This is a genomic window from Ferranicluibacter rubi, from assembly GCF_011603255.1.
Taxonomy (GTDB): Bacteria; Pseudomonadota; Alphaproteobacteria; order Rhizobiales; family Rhizobiaceae; genus Ferranicluibacter; species Ferranicluibacter rubi.
The window spans coordinates 99,568-116,949 of record NZ_JAANCM010000003.1 but is presented as its reverse complement, the minus strand read 5'-3'; the positions used below and the strand labels follow the sequence as shown (position 1 = coordinate 116,949).

Annotated in this window: 17 protein-coding genes; 11 read left to right on the top strand and 6 right to left on the bottom strand. The window is 61.6% G+C overall.

The features are described 5' to 3' along the window. Positions 1–95 precede the first annotated feature (95 nt). Positions 96–1,202, top strand: coding sequence for a PAS domain-containing protein (locus G8E10_RS07150; protein ID WP_110802444.1), 1,107 nt, complete (start codon positions 96–98; stop codon positions 1,200–1,202). Further along, positions 1,199–1,678, top strand: a complete 480-nt coding sequence (locus G8E10_RS07145) for a response regulator (protein WP_110802446.1) — start codon at positions 1,199–1,201, stop codon at positions 1,676–1,678. The genes G8E10_RS07150 and G8E10_RS07145 overlap by 4 nt, the downstream gene beginning before the upstream one ends. A gap of 222 nt (positions 1,679–1,900) precedes the next feature. On the opposite strand, the gene G8E10_RS07140 is transcribed toward G8E10_RS07145, so the two are convergent. From G8E10_RS07140 to G8E10_RS07125, 4 genes are all read right to left on the bottom strand, one after another. After that, positions 1,901–4,213, bottom strand: a complete 2,313-nt coding sequence (locus tag G8E10_RS07140) for a PAS domain-containing protein (protein WP_165910790.1) — start codon at positions 4,211–4,213, stop codon at positions 1,901–1,903. Positions 4,214–4,397: 184 nt separating this feature from the next. Continuing rightward, entirely contained in the window at positions 4,398–5,933 is a 1,536-nt protein-coding gene (locus G8E10_RS07135) for an FAD-dependent oxidoreductase (protein WP_167128118.1), read from the bottom strand. Positions 5,934–6,092: 159 nt separating this feature from the next. Then, positions 6,093–6,809, bottom strand: coding sequence for a hypothetical protein (locus G8E10_RS07130; protein WP_110807735.1), 717 nt, complete (start codon positions 6,807–6,809; stop codon positions 6,093–6,095). A gap of 36 nt (positions 6,810–6,845) precedes the next feature. Then, positions 6,846–7,643 carry an NAD-dependent epimerase/dehydratase family protein gene (locus G8E10_RS07125; protein ID WP_110802454.1) on the bottom strand — a complete coding sequence of 266 codons (798 nt, stop codon included), beginning with the start codon at positions 7,641–7,643 and terminating at the stop codon, positions 6,846–6,848. 124 nt (positions 7,644–7,767) lie between these two features. Here G8E10_RS07125 and G8E10_RS07120 point away from each other — a divergent pair, with 124 nt between their 5' ends. From G8E10_RS07120 to G8E10_RS07090, 7 genes are all read left to right on the top strand, one after another. Further along, a complete protein-coding gene (locus tag G8E10_RS07120) occupies positions 7,768–8,502 on the top strand; it encodes a FadR/GntR family transcriptional regulator (protein WP_110802456.1) in 735 nt (244 codons plus the stop codon). A gap of 70 nt (positions 8,503–8,572) precedes the next feature. Beyond that, complete coding sequence (gene kdgD / locus G8E10_RS07115) at positions 8,573–9,478, top strand: 5-dehydro-4-deoxyglucarate dehydratase (RefSeq protein WP_110802458.1); 906 nt, start codon at positions 8,573–8,575, stop codon at positions 9,476–9,478. Position 9,479: 1 nt separating this feature from the next. Next, complete coding sequence (locus G8E10_RS07110; RefSeq protein ID WP_110802460.1) at positions 9,480–10,628, top strand: mandelate racemase/muconate lactonizing enzyme family protein; 1,149 nt, start codon at positions 9,480–9,482, stop codon at positions 10,626–10,628. Next, positions 10,628–11,515 carry an amidohydrolase family protein gene (locus tag G8E10_RS07105; RefSeq protein ID WP_132664983.1) on the top strand — a complete coding sequence of 296 codons (888 nt, stop codon included), beginning with the start codon at positions 10,628–10,630 and terminating at the stop codon, positions 11,513–11,515. The genes G8E10_RS07110 and G8E10_RS07105 overlap by 1 nt, the downstream gene beginning before the upstream one ends. Positions 11,516–11,565: 50 nt before the next feature. Then, positions 11,566–12,540 (top strand): TRAP transporter substrate-binding protein, encoded by a 975-nt coding sequence (locus G8E10_RS07100; protein WP_110802464.1) that lies wholly within the window; start codon positions 11,566–11,568, stop codon positions 12,538–12,540. An 86-nt stretch (positions 12,541–12,626) separates the two neighbouring features. Continuing rightward, the gene (locus tag G8E10_RS07095) at positions 12,627–13,148 is read left to right on the top strand and encodes a TRAP transporter small permease (protein ID WP_110734815.1); all 522 of its coding nucleotides are present in this window, start codon (positions 12,627–12,629) and stop codon (positions 13,146–13,148) included. Next, entirely contained in the window at positions 13,148–14,428 is a 1,281-nt protein-coding gene (locus G8E10_RS07090) for a TRAP transporter large permease (protein WP_110802466.1), read from the top strand. The genes G8E10_RS07095 and G8E10_RS07090 overlap by 1 nt, the downstream gene beginning before the upstream one ends. Before the next feature lie 402 nt (positions 14,429–14,830). Here the strand turns inward: G8E10_RS07090 and G8E10_RS07085 are convergent, their stop codons facing one another. Further along, the gene (locus G8E10_RS07085; protein WP_110802468.1) at positions 14,831–15,802 is read right to left on the bottom strand and encodes a 3'-5' exonuclease; all 972 of its coding nucleotides are present in this window, start codon (positions 15,800–15,802) and stop codon (positions 14,831–14,833) included. A gap of 94 nt (positions 15,803–15,896) precedes the next feature. On the opposite strand from G8E10_RS07085, the gene G8E10_RS07080 reads away from it, so the two are divergent. Beyond that, complete coding sequence (locus G8E10_RS07080) at positions 15,897–16,103, top strand: hypothetical protein (protein ID WP_110802470.1); 207 nt, start codon at positions 15,897–15,899, stop codon at positions 16,101–16,103. A 139-nt stretch (positions 16,104–16,242) separates the two neighbouring features. After that, positions 16,243–16,410: a Thivi_2564 family membrane protein gene (locus G8E10_RS07075; protein WP_092936807.1), complete on the top strand. Its 168-nt coding sequence runs from the start codon at positions 16,243–16,245 to the stop codon at positions 16,408–16,410. A 76-nt stretch (positions 16,411–16,486) separates the two neighbouring features. On the opposite strand, the gene G8E10_RS07070 is transcribed toward G8E10_RS07075, so the two are convergent. Further along, positions 16,487–17,254, bottom strand: coding sequence for a siderophore-interacting protein (locus tag G8E10_RS07070; protein WP_110807738.1), 768 nt, complete (start codon positions 17,252–17,254; stop codon positions 16,487–16,489). Positions 17,255–17,382 lie beyond the last annotated feature (128 nt).

Genomic DNA, 17,382 nt, shown 5'->3' with positions numbered 1-17,382 from the left:
ATTTCCGCAGAGTCTCAGGTGGCCGGAACAAACGGCGCTATGTGGCATTATGAGTGGCCGTTGTAATTGCATCCTTTTCGGCGCCTGGAGTACGCATGAGCCAGAAAGATGATTGGCACCTGACGGAAATTCTCGATTACGAGCATGGCCGGGGTGATCCCTTTGCTGCTGCCGTGCGTGCCACTCGCATGGCGATGGTCATCACGGATCCTGCACAGCCAGACAACCCGATCGTGTTCTGCAACGAAGCATTCCAGCACCTTACCGGCTACGATCGCGAAGACATCGTCGGCCGTAACTGCAGGTTTCTGCAAGGCGTTGACACGGATGAAGCCAGCATTGCGAAAATCCGTGCTGCCATCCGGGCCGAAGAAAGCATTCACATCGACCTGCTGAACTACCGCAAGGATGGCTCGACCTTCTGGAACGCTCTGTTCCTCAGCCCGGTTCGCGGCGAGAGCGGAGACGTTCAATTCTTCTTCGCGTCGCAGCTCGACGTGACGGATCGCGTGATGGCGCAGGAGACGATTGCCGCACAGAAGGCCGCCGTCGACAGCGAGGTCAAGCGCCGCACGGCAGACCTGGAAAAAGCGCTGGAAGCCAAGACACTGCTGCTTCACGAGGTCGATCATCGGGTCAAGAACAACCTCACCATGATCGGTGCCCTCTTGCGGCTGCAAGTCCGCGCGATCGACGATGCCGATATCCGGGTAAAGCTCGAAACGATGATGGAGCGGATCGACGCGCTCGCGACGGTTCACCGCCGGCTCTATCAGGCCGACGACGTGACGCGCTTCGACGTTGCGGCCTTCGCCGCGAACCTTGCCTCGGATGTGATCGGCGCCAGCGGACGCAGCAATATCCGGCTGAAATGCGATATCGAGCCGATCGAGGTGCGCTCCGAGCATGCATCGGCGCTCGGACTGATCCTGAACGAGGTCCTGACCAACGCCATCAAGCATGGGCTGCGCGAAAACCGTGCGGGATCCGTCTCGATCATCGCGACCCGCGATGGCGAGGAAGCAACACTCTCGATCGAAGACGACGGGGTCGGGCTGATCATGGACCCCGCGTCCAGTGGCCTCGGTCACGCCCTGATCAAACGCCTGTCGCCGCAAAGCGGCACGACTGTCGCGTGGGACCGTTTGCCGACGGGCACCCGCGTGACGTTGCGCATACCGGAAATGGAGCAGACATCATGACCCCCTCCCCCCCAGCCTTCAAGGCCCTGCAGGTTCTCATCGTGGAGGACGAACCTCTGCTGGCCATGGATGTGGAAATGATGGTTGAAGAAGCCGGGCACAGCGTCGTCGGCGAAGCTGCTTCCCTCTACGAGGTCGAGGCCATGGAAACCGAGCCGGCGCCGGATCTCGCGCTGGTCGATATGCAGCTTGCTCGGGGCACGAACGGCCTAGACGTGTCGAAGCTGATCCAGGACAGGTGGCCTTCCGCTGTCATCGTCTTCGTCACTGCAAACCCGAAGAAGATTCCCGACGACTTCTCCGGCGCCCACGGCGTCATCGCCAAGCCCTTCTCGCGGAGCGGCTTTCTATCGGCGCTGAACTATCTCGGCGAAGGCATTGCAGACCCGCCTCCAGCATCGAGCCAGCCCTCCAGCTTCGTGGCTGCGCCCGCGGTTCGCGAAATCTGGTCGGTGCGGTCGCAGATGGATCGATAGGTGATGGGTCGGGCTTGGTGGGTCGAGGCGACGTTGTTGACCTGTATTCCAAGTGAATCTTCAGCGATTTTGTAATAGCGTAGCGGACGCGATCGCAGACGTTCAAATCAGCAACATGCCTGAGCGCATTCATAATATGTAGCTGCAACCAGCTGACCGCTCCCGATCTCCGCCGTTAGCGTTTTTTCCCGCGACATGGACCGCCGCAGCAGGTGCGGTGCCTCACTCCGTCTGCTGAAGCTGTGTCAGCAAAGCCACCATCTTCACAACGAGACCGGTTGGCGCGTAATCGACATCGACGCCGCCTGCGCCGGCCAGACCCATGCGCAGCAGCTTCGTGCCGAAACCCTTGCGCTCCGGCGGCGTAACGATCGGACCATTGGTCTCCTGCCACGTCATGTGCAGCGCACGCTCCACGCCCTTCCCCTCGATGAACCAGTCGATCGCAACGCGACCATGCTCGTTCGACAGGGCGCCGTACTTCACCGCGTTGGTGCCAAGCTCGTGCAGCAACAAGGCAAGCGACAGGGCGCCCTTCGGGCCGACGATCGTCCGGGGGCCGCGCAGATCGACGCGATCCGCAGGTGCCAGACTCTCGAGCGTCGTTGCCATGATCGCCTGGATCGGTGCGGAATCGTGATTGTCGTGCAGCAGGACGTCGTGGGCCCGGCTGAGCGCATGGAGCCTCTTCTCGAAAGTGCGCACATGGGCCTGCTCGGTTACCGGACGCAGCGTCTGGGTGGCGATGGCCTGGACCATCGCCAGCATATTCTTCAGCCGGTGCGCTATTTCCCGGTTGATGAGTTCCTTTTCCGCCTCGACCATCTTGCGGTCGGAGATGTCGGTGACCGCGACGACCGCGCCCGAGAGATCTCCGGAAAGGTCCTTGATGGCCTCGCCTACGATCGAGATCCAGGTCTTGCTGCCGTCCGGCCGGTGATAGAGCACCTCGACCGTTGCGCTGTCGCATTCGCGGGCCATGATGCGGGCCAAAGGATAATGATGCGGATCGAACGGCGAGCCATCGTGATGGGTCGCGACGAAGATATCATATTCATCCACCGACTGTGCGGCCGTCGCGTCACGGCCCAGCAACTGCTGCGATCGCTCGTTCTGGAGGATGATCCGACCCGTCGGCGCTTCCGCAAGAAGCACGCCGACCGGCATGGTGTCGATGATGGTCGAGAGTTGCCGCTGCTGGTCGCGCAGTTCCGCTTCCAGCTTCAGGCGCGCGGTGACCTCCACGAACAGAACGACGAAACGCTCCGCGTCGAGCGGCTGGGCATGGCCTTCGTACCAGCGGCCTGTCGTCCCGACCTCCCGCACGAAGACGAGCGGTTCGTTGGAGCTGACGACAGCCGCAAATGCGGGGATCCACGCGTCTTCGCTGCCACCGAAAACCTCGTGAACCGTTCGCCCGACGGCGGAGGAAGGGGCAATGCCGACCAGCTCTCCCCAAGCCCGGTTGACCTCGATGTAGCGCCAGTCGATCACCTGACCGTCCGCATCGCGGATGAGCTCTCCGAGGATGAAACCCTCCTCGAGTTGCTCGAACAAGCCACGCCAGTGCGCCTCGCTCTTCTGCAGGCGCTCCTCCGCCAGCTTGCGCGCCGTCACGTCGGAGAAGACGGACGCGATGCGATCCGCCCCGATCCGGCGAATGCGGTTCTCGAACCACTTTCCGCCGATTTCATTTGCCTGGTTCAGATGCACGATCGGCTCGCCGAGATCGAAGACCGACCGGTAAGCAGGCATCATGTCACCGAGCACGCCAGGCGCGATCTGCGACAAGGTGGCGCCCACCACCGTGTCGGGTTTCATGCCCGTCAAACGCTGGAAAGCCGGATTGATATCCTCGAAGCGGATATCGACGATGTCACCTGTCGCATCACGCACAGCGCTCGCAACATAGTAACCTTCCTGCATGTCATGGAAGAGCGAACGATACATGAGTTCGGAGACACCGACCTCGATCTGCTTCTCGACGACCTTCGCGAGCGTTTCCAACGTAAGCCGGTCGCGCGCTATCCAAATTCGAGGCTTCGTATCAATGGCGGCGAGCGCACCGATGAGTTGCCCGTCCGGCAGGCGAATGGGCACGCCGAGATAGGCAACGACGCCTATATCGTCGATGGCCATGTTGTCGCGTACCAAGTCGTGCAGGCGGGCGTCCTCGATCGTGAGGACGTCGTCCGTGGCCACGACATGCTGGCAGAACGAATGGGTGATGGGGGTTTCGCCGCGTGCGGCCCATGGTTCCGGCAGGCCGCAATGACCGGCAAAAACCTGCCGGTTCTCATCTACGATGGAGATGATCGCCACGGGGACATCGAGGGCCGCGCGGACATGCTCCGTCAGGTGCCCGAACTGTTCGTTTCCGGCCTTGTCGAGAAGACCACTGCGACGAATCGCGGCGATGCGCTGGGCGGCAAGTTCTTCGGCGTTCATCGTGACCTTGTCGACCTTGATACGGCCAATCTTCCCGGACCCGCGCCAAAGGGACAATCCGGTGGCTGCGATGTTCGGCTCAGACATACGACCGAACGCCGGTATTTCAAGCAGGCTCTGACGGAAACAAGCTCGCTGCCGTGTCGATGGCAGAAATGCGGTCAGAAAATCAGCCTGTGTGCCCAGCGCGGCACACATGGGGGCCTCCGCAGCTTGGTTTGACCGCCGATAAACCGGCTCCGCGCACGGAGCCGGTTTCTGCGTGAGACGATCAGAACTTCAGGATCTGCCCGGCAGCCGACAACTTCTTGCGCAGATCGTTGACATTGACCTTGTTCACATTGCCCGACGGCGCCAACGCCGCCGCAGCTCCGGCCGCCTGTCCCAGCACCATGAATGTCGGTTCCACGCGTACGGAGGTGAAGGCGGCATGGCTCGAGGAAATGGCGACGGGGACGATGAGGTTCGTCACCTGCGCGGCCTTCGGCAGCATGGCGCGATACGGGATTTCGTAGGGGCCGACGCCGATGCTTTCGCGCGATTCATCCGCAACGTAATCGTTCAGCACGGTGCGGATCATACCATGCTCATCCATCGGATAGAAGCCGAGACCGATCGTGTCCTTATACTTCGTCTTCTTGACGAGTTCCTTTTGTGTCAGAACGAATTGTCCGATCAGACGTCGCGCCTGCCGAACGTACATCTGGTAAGGCAAACCGCCATTATCGGTAAACTCGTCGGCGCAGTACCCAAACTTCGTCATGTACTGTCTGACACTTTCCGGGACGCGAGGATCTGTTTGGCCGAACCACATCAACCCTGCGATATGGTTGCGAACCTTGGCGCGGATTTGCTCGCGCACGGCCTCCGTCCCCACCGTGTAGTCGTAACCGATATGCCAGACATTGGTGGAGAAATAGCGCAACGAGTTGACATCCAGCTTGTTGCGAACTGTCAGAGTTCGACCAACGAAGTAAGCCTCGTCGATACCCAACCCGGCCTTTTGCATGGCGGCGAAAAAACGCGCTGTCGTTTCATACTGGACCGGATCGTAGCCGTCAGGCTTGGAGAACGGGATGCGATTGTCGGCGGTGTCGGTGACGCAAAGACGATAATTGAACGCCATCATGCTAGTGTCAGCCGAGCCGAGCGGCTTTTGCCCAACGCCGATGACACCGGGCAGAAGTCCACTCTGAGAGTTGCCGGGGATGACGTAGGGGTCGACGAGGATCTGCTTGTTGGCAACCAGCGGACGTGCAAGCTTCTGCACGCCTGCAGCCGTCTCACCATATTTTTTGCGACTTTCACGCCCGATCACCGTATCGACTGCGGCCTTGAACATCAGGTCGCCTTCGTAGCTGGCGTCGATGAACACCGTCGCGCAATAGGCGTTGCCCGACACCATCGCAATCTCGGTGAGAGCCGCTTTGACCTTCGTGACCTTCAGAATCCGTTGGCCGAACTCGACATTGACCTTCGCCGTGGCGAGCATGTCATTAAACGTGGATTCCGCCCATTTTGACTCGAAATAGATACGGATCGGGTCCGGCGTACCATAATAGGCCTTCGCTTTGGCCAGAAACTCGGCGGTAATGCCGCCATAGACGTTCTTGCGCGGCGACGCGTCGGTCTTGGTCAGGCCATTGGACATCAAGCCGCCGATATGGGCCGTCGGCTCGAGCAGAATGACAGATTTCTTCAGGCGCGCGGCCTGTATCGCCGCGGTGATGCCCCCCGGTGTTCCCCCGTAAACGACGACATCGGCGCGCTGGCAACCAGCGGCCGCAGCCTGAGCGCTTCCGAACATCAGAAGAAGCCCCAGAACGAAACAGGCGCGCTTTATCTGCAAAACAATATACATCATATCTCAACAACCCTCGACTTATGGAAGGGGTATCGAATACTTGCAGAAAAAACAACTGCTGGAAGAGTGCGTTGACGTCGGATTCGTCAGATTCCGGAAGACCTATTCGACGATATCCATGCGCCACGTTGTCCGCCCGAGCGAGATGGAAACGGTCGCCGGTGATGGAAGGGTAAGGCCTCCGCAAAGGGAGCCCGTGGTGACGACCATGCCCTGCCGCAATGTCCTGGTGGCGCGCCCGGCCTCGTTGGCATAGGCGACGAGCGCTGCCAGGGGATCGCTGTCCGGGTGCGCGCCCGGGGCGTCGAAGAGAGGTTGGTCGCCTGCGATGATGCGAAGGTCGTCCGCCCGGCCTTCATCAAGGACATCGGCGTCGAGCGCAGGCCCGAGACGATAGCCTGCATTGCTCATGAGGTCTGCAACCAGAAGTGCCGTGCGCCCCTGAGGGCCGCCGGCATAGCGACTGCGAACCAACTCGATTCCGATATGGACGGCAGCGATGGTGTCCCGGATCTCCTGCCGGGCGTAGGGCTCGGCGCGGACCGGAAGATCTCGACCGAGAACGAGCGCGATTTCGACCTCCAGCTTCAGCCCGGGCTGATACGGAAAGCTTGCCGCCTCGGTTACGGATAGCAACGGCGCGCTCAGCACACCGTCGCTTCGCAGGGAAAGCTTGTACCCCTTGGGGTCGATGCTCAGCCGACCAAGTATCGCCGACTGGATCGCATAGGCCTCAGCCAGATCCGGTTGCGGCACGGCGTCGATGTCAACGCTTCCGCCGTTTCGAATGGCCTCTGCCAGGATATCCGCCAAATTCATGCTCATCTCCCTCTCGCTTGCCCGCGTCCGACCGACCTATCGGTCCCTGTGGATCGGCTCTGCCACGAAAGGCCCGCCCTGGTAAAGCGAAGCAGGATCGTCTTTCGGCGGCGTGGGTATGGCGGCGTCGAGTTCGGCCCGGAATATCTCCGCATTATCTTTCGGGCGCCATCCGAGATAGGCGGCCGCGCTGTTGTCCCACCACGAGCAGTCATTATCCGAGACGCCCCAGATGATCGGGCAGCCGAGCAAGGGCGCGTGAAAGACCCGCCCGATCAGCGCTTCGAAATCGTCGAACGACATCCAGGTTGCGAGCATGCGGTGGTTCCGCGGCTTTTCGAAGCAGCTGCCGATGCGGACCAGTGCCGTCTCCTGCCCGAATTTCTCGTAGTACATCCGCGCCAGCGCCTCGCCGAAGCATTTTGAGACGCCATAAAGACCATCAGGACGCATCGGCGATGTCGTGTCGATATGCTCATCCTGGCGGTAGAAGCCGATCGTATGATTGGAGCTTGCAAAGAGAATGCGTGGCTGGCCGTGTGCCTGTGCCGCCTCGTATAGGTTGTAGAGGCCGGCGATGTTGGCGTTGAGAATTTTCGAGAACGTGTCCTCGACCGAGATGCCGCCAAGGTGCAGAATGCCATCGCACCCTTCGACCAGCGCCATCACCGCGTCGGCATCGCCCAGGTCGCACGGCATCAGCTCTTCGTTCGGCGCGGCGTCTCCAAGGTCAGCGATATCGGACAGTCTGACGATGTCGGCCATCTTGCCTAGTCGCTCGCGCATCGCGCGGCCCAGCCCGCCCGCAGCGCCGGTTACCAGCATTCGTTTCAACGGTCATTCCTCCTGTGTTATCGAACTTATCATACAGGCTGCTGGAATCGCGTCAACAGATCGGCTATATCAGTGGCAGCGGATGCACGTATACTGCATCGAATATCAGTCGGAGACGCGAAGAATGAACAAGGCCCGCGCCACGGGAGGCACCCTGACGGCAAGGCTCGGAGAAAGCCTGCGCACCGCAATCGTGGACGGTCGCTTTCCGCCCGGCACCAAGCTTCCGAGTGAGGCGCAACTGGGCAAATCGCATGGCGTCAGCCGTACAGTGGTGCGCGAGGCGATCGCCAGCCTGCGCGCCGACCGGCTGGTCGATACGCGCCAGGGCGCCGGCGTCTTCGTTCTGGAGCCGCCGCAGCTCTTGGTGCCGGCTGCCCTTTCTCTGCAGACGATCGACCCGGCGCGCGTCTCCTCCATGATCGAGGTTCTGGAGCTGCGGACGGCCGTCGAGGTCGAATCCGCAGGTCTGGCAGCCCTTCGGCGCTCTCCGCTGCAGGAGGAAGTGATTCTGGAGCGGCACTATGCCGTTCGCGCCTGCCTCGAAGCGGGCACCTCAAGTTCAGAAGCAGATTTTGCGCTCCATCTCGCCATTGCAGAGGCCACGAACAATCCGCGTTTTCGCGATTTCCTCTCGATGATTGGCTCCAACGTCATCCCGCGGGCGGCCTTGCGCACCGGTGACGAGGAGACCGACCAGACGGCCTATCTCAAGCTGATCGACGAGGAGCATCGCGCCATCGTGTTCGCCATCTCCAACGGCGACGACGACGGCGCGCGCGAGGCCATGCGCCGCCACCTGCGCGGCAGCCAGACGCGCTATCGTTCGCTCCTGCGCGAGAACAGAAAAGCTGTATGACAGGTTATTGACACCCGTCTGACGAACTTGTAGATCTCGGGATGCCGGAGGAGGCAAAGAGGACATCCCGATGAACCCGCAAGACGTAAAGGTCGTGCTTGGCGCTGGCCTGTTGTCATTTCCCGTGACCCATTTTGATGGAAACGGAATTTTCCAGGCCGAGAGCTATCGCCGGCATGTCGAATGGCTGGCCGGTTTCCCGGCGCCCGTTCTGTTTGCGGCCGGCGGCACGGGCGAATTCTTCTCGCTTGCCCCGCGTGAAATTCCCGACATCATCCGCGCCGCAAAGGAAGCGGCCGGCAAGACCGCCATCGTGTCCGGCTGCGGCTATGGCACGGAGATCGCGATCGAAATCGCCCGCAGCGCGGAGAAGGCAGGCGCCGATGGCATCCTGCTTTTGCCCCACTACCTGATCGATGCGCCGCAGGACGGCATCTTCGAGCATGTCCGGCGCGTCTGCCAGTCGGTCGGCGTCGGCGTCATGGTCTACAACCGCGACAATTCGGTCATACAGGTCGATACGCTGCAGAAGCTCTGCGACGCCTGCCCCAACCTCATCGGTTTCAAGGATGGCACCGGCGATATCGGCCTCATCCGCCAGATCTCCGCCACCATGGGCGACCGGCTGACCTATCTCGGCGGCATGCCGACGGCGGAATTGTTCGCGGAAGCCTATCTGGCAGCGGGCTTCACCACTTATTCCTCGGCCGTCTTCAACTTCGTGCCGAAGCTCGCGGTCGAATTCTACGACGCCCTGCGCGGCGGCGACCGTGCGCGTTGCGAGACGATCCTGAAGGATTTCTTCTATCCCTTCATGGCACTTCGCAGCCGCCGCAAGGGCTATGCCGTTGCTGCCGTCAAGGCTGGCGTGCGGCTGCAAGGTTTCGATGCCGGCCCGGTTAGGCCGCCGCTTTCCGACCTGACGCCAGAGGAAGAAGGCATCCTCGACAAGCTGATCGACCCCTGGAGGCGTTGAGATGAAGATCGCGGCGGTCCACACCCATCTGCTGGAATACCGGCTGCCGACGCCGTTCGAGAGTGCGTCCATGCGGTTCGACCGGCGGGCGCATATCCTGGTCGAGGTGGTCTGCGACAACGGTCTCGTCGGCTGGGGCGAATGCCTCGGCCCTGCCCGGCCGAATGCCGCCGTGGTCAAGGCCTATACCCAGTGGCTGATCGGCGCCGACCCGCTGGAAACCGAAAAGATCTGGGCCGTGCTCTACAATGCTCTGCGCGACCAGGGCCAGCGCGGCCTTGCCATCACGGCGCTGTCCGGCATCGACATTGCGCTCTGGGACATCAAGGGCAAGCATTTCGGTGTGCCCGTCTCGACCCTCCTCGGCGGCCGCTTCCGCGAGAGCGTCAAGGCCTATGCCACCGGCAGTTTTAAGCGGGACGGCGTCAATCGGCTGGATGACAATGTCGCCGACATTACCCGCTATCAGCGCGAAGGTTTTCACGCGAGCAAGATCAAGATCGGCTTCGGCGTTGCCGAGGACCTTGCGATCGTGCGGGCTGTGCGCGATGCCGTCGGCCCGGAATTCCGCATCATGGTCGATGCCAATCATGGCTACGATGCACTGGACGCCATCCGCTTCGGCAACGCCGCGGCCGAACTCGATATCGACTGGTTCGAGGAACCTGTCGTGCCCGAGCAGCTTGCCGCCTATCGTGAGGTTCGCGATCGCCAGCCGATCCCGGTTGCAGGCGGCGAGACGTGGCACAGCCGCTGGGGAATGCGCGAACCCATCGAGACCCGCGCCGTCGATATCCTCCAGCCCGATCTTGCGGGCACCGGTGGTTTCACGGAGGCGCGACGGATCACGGATTTTGCAGCCCTTCACGGCGTGCGCGTCGTGCCGCATGTCTGGGGAACGGCAGTGCATATCGCCGCCGCCCTCCAGTTCATGGCAGCGATGGTGCCGAGCCCGATGCGCGTCAATCCGGTGGAGCCAATCCTCGAATTCGACCGCACGGAAAACCCGTTCCGGCAGGCGGTGGTGAAGACGCCGATCGACCATGTCGATGGTGTCGTCACGATCCCGAATGGCCCCGGTCTCGGCATCGAGATCGATCGCGATGCGCTGGCCGAATACCGCATGCCCGACGCAGGAAAGGACATCTAATGCTCGTCAGACCTCTTTCCGGACCAGCACCGAGGATCGCCTTCCCCGCAGGCTCCGTCGATTCGCAAATGCATATGTATCTGCCGGGATATCCGGCGCAGCCGGGCGGTCCTGACCTTCCGGCGGGCAGCCTGCCCGACGCCGATCAATACCGCGCCTTCATGAAATGGCTCGGTATCGACCGTGTCATGATCACACAGGGCAATGCCCATCAGCGCGACAACGGCAACCTCATCGCCTGCCTGACGGAGATGGGCGACGTCGCCCGCGGCGTTGCCGTCATCGATGCCGAGACGAGCGAAGGCGAACTCGATCGTCTCTCGGCCGCCGGCGTCGTCGGTGTGCGCATCATGGATCTCCCGGGCGGTGCCGTCGGCCTCGATGCTCTGGAAGCGGTCGATGCCAAGGCTGCAAGCCGTGGCTGGATGGTCGCCGTCCAGTTCGACGGCAACCGAATTCTCGACCATGTCGATCGGCTGAAGGCGCTGAAATCGCGCTGGGTGTTCGATCATCACGGCAAGTTCTTTGCAGGCGCCGCACCGGATGGCGCCGAGATCACGGCGCTGCGAGGGCTGATGGATGGCGGTCGGTGCTGGTTCAAATTCGCCGGCGTCTACGAGTCCTCCCGTTCCGGCGGACCTGACTATCCCGATGTCGCAGCCTTCTCGCGGGTTCTGGCAGTGCATGCGCCGGAGCGCATCGTCTGGGGCAGCAACTGGCCGCACAATCTGGCGAAGACGCAGGACGCCTATCCCGACGACATCGCTCTGGCCGATACGGTTCTCGGCTGGATCGGCGACGAAGCGGCCATTCGTCAGGCGCTGGTCGATAATCCGGTAGAACTGTTCGGCCTTCCCGCATGGCAGGCGGTCGAAAAGAGAATTTGACGCGGTCCGGCAGAGGAGAGCCGGATTTTTTGAAACGGTGGAGGAAACACATGAACATCGCAGGCAAACTGATCATGGCGCTGGGCATCGCCCTCGCCGCATCGACCGCACAGGCGCAGGAGATCACCCTGCGTTCCGCGGACATCCATCCCGATGGCTATCCGACCGTCGAGGCGGTCAAATATATGGGGCAGTTGCTCTCGGAACGGTCGAACGGCCGGATCAAGATCGACGTGTCCAACAATGCCGTTCTCGGCAACGAGAAGGACACGATCGAGCAGACGCGCTTCGGCGTCATCGACATGAACCGCGTCAACGCTGCGCCGTTCAATAATCTCGTGCCGGAAACCACGGTTCTCGGACTGCCTTTCCTGTTCCGCTCCACCGATCATATGCACCATACGGTGGATGGACCGATCGGCGATGAGGTGCTGAAGGCATTCGAGCCGCATGGCCTCGTCGGTCTTGCCTTCTACGACAGCGGCGCCCGGTCCTTCTACACCACCAAAAAGCCGATCGAGAAGCTGGACGATCTCAAGGGTATGAAGATCCGCGTCCAGCAGTCCGACCTCTGGATCGCCATGATGCAGGCCTTCGGCGCCAACCCGACGCCCATGCCGATGGGCGAGGTCTACTCGTCGTTGGAGACCGGCGTCGTGGATGGTGCCGAGAACAACTGGCCTTCCTACGAGTCCGCCCGCCACTTCGAGGTCGCGAAGAACTACACGCTGACCGAACATTCCCTGAACCCTGAGATCCTCGTCATTTCCAAGATCTCCTGGGACAAACTGACGCCCGAAGACCAGACTCTGCTGCGCCAGGCCGCCAAGGATTCGGTTGGCAAGATGCGGGAGCTGTGGACGGCGCGCGAAAAGGCCTCCGAGGAAAAGGTTCGCGCGGCCGGCAACAACGTCATCAAGGTCGACAAGAAGCCCTTCGCCGACGCGATGAAGCCCGTCTACGACCGCTTCGTCACCGATCCCGCCATGAAGGACCTGCTCGAGCGCGTCCAGGCCGTTCAATAATATCAGCGTCGACAGGCCCCGTGATGGGGCCTGTTTTTGCATATGCCGGCGCGGGCATTCCACCGGCTCTTTGGGAGGACTCTGCAATGCGGCATTTCATGTCGTCTGTGCGGCCGATTCTGGCCGCGCTCAACCGGACGGCGCTCTACCTCGCCGGCCTTGGGATCGTCGCGATGACGCTGATCATCGGCTGGCAGGTGTTCGGCCGCTATGTGCTGAACGACACGCCCAGCTGGTCGGAGCCGCTATCGCTGCATCTCATGTCCTGGTTCATTCTTTTGGGCGCCGCCGTCGGCGTTCGCGAGAGCGTGCATCTCGGCCTCGATCTGGTGCACCACATGGTCTCGCCCGCCGTCCAGAAGCTGATGGACCAGATCAGCCTTGGCCTCATCACCCTCTTCGGCATCGCCATGGCCTATTATGCGGTCCTCTTGGCTGCCGGCACGTGGAGCGCCCGCATTCCGGTTCTCGGATGGCCGGGCGGGGTGGATTTCATTCCCATGATCGTCGGTGGCGTGCTGATCTCGCTGTTTGCAGCAGAACGCTTCGTCGATGTGTCCCTCGGCCAGGAAGTCACCGACGTCGTCGTGCTGACGGAGATTGCGTAATGGCTTACACCATCCTTTTCGGCACGTTCACCACGCTGATGTTCATCGGCATGCCCATCGCCTTCTGCCTCGGCATCGCGTCGGTCGCCACCGTGCTCTATATGGGCCTGCCGCCGATCGTCGTGTTCCAGCAGATGAATTCCGGCATGAACGTCTTTGCCATGATGGCGATCCCGTTCTTCATTTTCGCGGGAGACCTCATGGTGCGCGGCGGCATTGCTACGCGTCTGATCCGCTTTGCCGCGGGCCTCGTCGGTCACCTCAAAGGCGGGCTCGGACAGGTCAACATCGTAGCCTCGACCCTCTTCGGCGGCATTTCCGGCTCGGCCGTTGCCGATGCCTCCGCCGTCGGCGGACTGATGATCCCGCAGATGGCGGCACGCGGCTATGATCGCGGCTATGCGGTCAACGTCACGGTCAATGCCGCGATCATCGCGCTGCTGATCCCGCCATCGCACAACATGATCCTCTATTCGATCGCTGCGGGCGGCAACGTCTCGGTCGCCGATCTCTTCACAGCCGGCATCGTTCCCGGCTTCATGCTGGCCGGCGCCCTGATGATCACGGCCTATATCGTCGCCCGCAGGCGCGGCTACCCCGCGGAACCCTTCCCCGGTTTCGCAAAGGTCGGCTATTACCTGCTGGCGTCGTTCCCCGGCCTGCTCCTGATCGGCATCATCTTCGGCGGCGTGCGCTCGGGTATCTTCACGGCTACGGAAAGCTCCTGCATCGCCGTGCTCTATGCCTTCCTCGTCGCCACCCTCGTCTATCGCGAACTCGACTGGTCCGGTTTCGTCGAGGCGGTGCTCGGGGCGGCCCGCACCACATCCATGGTGCTGCTCGTCATCGGCACGGCGGCCGCGTTCGGCTGGCTGATGGCCTTCCTGCAGGTCCAGACCCTGATGATCGCGGCGATCAGCGCCATCTCCGACAATCCGATTATCGTTCTCCTGGTCATCAACATCATCCTGCTGCTGCTCGGTACCTTCATGGACATGGCGCCGATGGTGATCATCGCGACACCGGTTCTCCTGCCCGTCGTCAAGGCATTCGGCGTCGATCCCGTCCATTTCGGCGTGGTGATGATCCTCAATGCCGGCATCGGGCTGAACACGCCGCCGGTGGGCACGGTCCTCTTCGTCGGTTGCGCGGTGGGCGGCATTTCCATCCGGGAGGCCATGAAGACGATCTGGCCATTCTTCGGTGCAAGCATCGCGGTGTTGTTGCTTGTCACTTACATTCCCGCGCTCTCCCTCTGGCTCCCGGCTGTGTTCCGATAGGGGCGCACGTATCGCCACCTATTCCCGCGCCCTGCATTTCGCGATGCAGGGCATTTTCGCATGCGCCGAACGCGCGGAAAGGTGATGGACGCCAGAACCGGTGACCGAAACGACCATACTCAAGCAACAAAGGCGAAAACCTCCAGAAACGGAAAAGCCTGCCGCGGGAGGAGGTGCGGCAGGCTTTCCGAAAAAACCGAACATGGGCTGGGAGGAGGAGTGCCGATGTTCGAACAGACGTCCCTGGGAGGAGGAGTGGAGCGTCTGCGGAACGAAGCTTTGCGGGAGGAGGTGCATCGCTTCGTCGGATCTGAGTATACGGATTTTGGCGACATCTCCCAGAGACGTCTTTGCAGTGCAGCCATGCGGTAGAAGCAGGACTCGCAAAGAGGATCCTCAAGATCAGGTGCGAAAACGGTCGAAGGCCGTCAGCCGCCGCATGGGCGGATCGGCTTCGGGATAGCGGTAGATCTCGCTGCGCAGGAACCGCAGTTCCTCGTCCACGGCCTCCTCGGCGATCTCGATCCACCAGGATTTCGGTCGACCGTCACTGCCGTCCGCCCAGCGATAGCCCCGTGCCTTCAGGTGGTCCTTCATATCGAAAGGGCTGTGCTCGGCATAGATGCGCACGCGGCTGGCCTGGCTTGCCTCATGCAGTTCGGCAAAGGCCGTGGGAACGCCATCGACTGCACGGTTCAGCACTTCGAGAAGCGCGAAGCAATCGTCCACCGCCCGGTGCCCCTCATGAAAGAACCCGGCCTGACCGATGAGATAACCGAGCTTGGTGCCCTCATAGCCGCGTGCCGACCAGTCGATCTCCGCATTCGAGCAGGCCCATGCCTTGCGTTCAAAAACAGGGTGGAAGGTCTCGCAGAAAGGCCGGTCGAAGGCTGCGTTATGGGCGATGATAAGGTCGGCGGGCGCCATCATGGCTTCCAGAGCCGCCACGTCGATCTGCTGCCCCTCGACCATCTCGTCCGTGATCCCCGTCAGACGCGTAATCTCCAAGGGAATAGGCGCCAGAGGCTGCCGCAAGCCACCGAAGACGCCGGTGATGTCCCCGATGTCGCCGCTCGCATTATACGTGAACGCAATGGCGCCGATCTCGATGATCTCGTTGCGGCGATGATCAAGGCCGGTCGTTTCCGTATCCAGAATGACGCCGCGCAGCGGGAAGCCCGGCCGCGGCTTCGTGGTGACCGCGCGTGGCTCCAGCTTGCGCAGGATTCGGTAGCGTCCGGTACGGGTCAATTGCTCGACAAGGCTCGCTTCCGCTGCCGGGCCGGACGGCAATAGCGCCGGCCGCGCGCGTCGTGTCGCCGGTCGTGCCATCTCGCGCGCCTCATGCGCAAACATATCGAACTGCACTGCCATTGGCCGCCTCTTATGCCCGTCTCGTCCTTTGAGTCTATCGGGACTCGCTCAGATCAGTATAACCCGATGACAGGTCAACGTCAGGAGCAAGCCCGTGGAAACCACTGAAATCGGCAGCCGCAGCGACTTTGCGCTCTGGGCGATCCAGCGCGCACAGGAGATCGTCACCAGCGAGGGCGCCGCCTTCGCGATCGCCGCGCGCGACATGAACGACGATGCTCTGGCCGCCACCGCCGCAGCGCTGGGCACTGCGATTTCCGAGGCGATGCTCGAAGTCTTCGACGGGCTGATCGGCGACTGAGCAAGCCTGTCGATGGCCATCGTCAAGTTTCCATCAATTTCAGACGGATACGCCCTTCCCTTCACAGGGAACCGCCATATCTCACTTTCTAGCGTCCTGGAGGCATTTCCGGAGGCCTTGAATGTAAGGAGTTGGGGTTATGGGAAGTTCTGCACTGATCAGCATCCTGATCACGTTTCTCGTCGTTGTTCTGGTTCTCTATCTTGTCGCACGTCTGCCGATCGATGGCCGTGCGAAGCAGATCGTCCAGATCATCGTTATCATCATCGGCATTATCTCGCTGCTGAAGTATCTCGCCGTTTTCTAGGCGACGTGTGATCGATGAGACTAAACAGGTCCGGCCTTCCGTCGGGCCTGTTTTCATTTATGTTACTCAAGCTTTTTTATTCGAACTTCTCATGGGCATCCGCCTTCCCCATGACCCAGTAGCCGGCCGCTTTCAGCCAGCCCTGCGGCAGGCCGCGCCGTTCGACCTCGGCGCGCAGGGCGCGGGTGACGGAGGCTTCCGCCGCGATCCAGACGAAGGTTCCCGGTTCGATCGTGACGGTCTTCAGAAGGTCGAGAAGTGGAGTTGCGTCGTTCGCCGACGCCAGGGAGCGATAGGCCCAGAGCGCATTCAGCGATGCTTTCGTTTCGAACAGCTGCCTTTCCTCAGGACCGGCAACCGCCACGAGACTCGTCATGACATGCTCAGACCCAGCTTCCTCGATCCGGCGGCCGATCGCCGGCAGGGCCGTCTCGTCGCCGATAAGCAACCACCGCTTCACCTCCGGAGAGACAACGGCCGAACCGCGGGGGCCGCCAATCTGCAGTTCGTCACCGATCTTCGCGTTCACAGCCCACTGCGTTGCCGGGCCTGCGTCATGGACAGCGAAGTCGATGACGAGGCTGCCGGTTTCGGCATCATAATGACGCGGCGTGTAGTCGCGACGCTCCTCCTCGCCGGCGGTCGATGGCAGCAGGATCTTCACATGGTCGTCGGGAGACAGGCTCGTGAAGCCGGCAAGGTCTTCACCACCAAGGGTGATCCGCAACATGGCGGGCGTCACGTATTCGATGGCGGAAACCGTGAGCTTTCGGCGGGTGAGCACGTGGCGGACGCGCTCGATGTGCGGCGGCGGCTCGGCAGATGTGACCGTTGAATATGTCATGGTCGGGCGTCCTTTCAGAAGACACGGAGACGAGGGTTCGGTCTGTCGGAGCACCCACCCGTTGGGCACCTGTTTGACATTCCGATATATCGTGATATATCCACGATATGACAAATAATCAACAGACA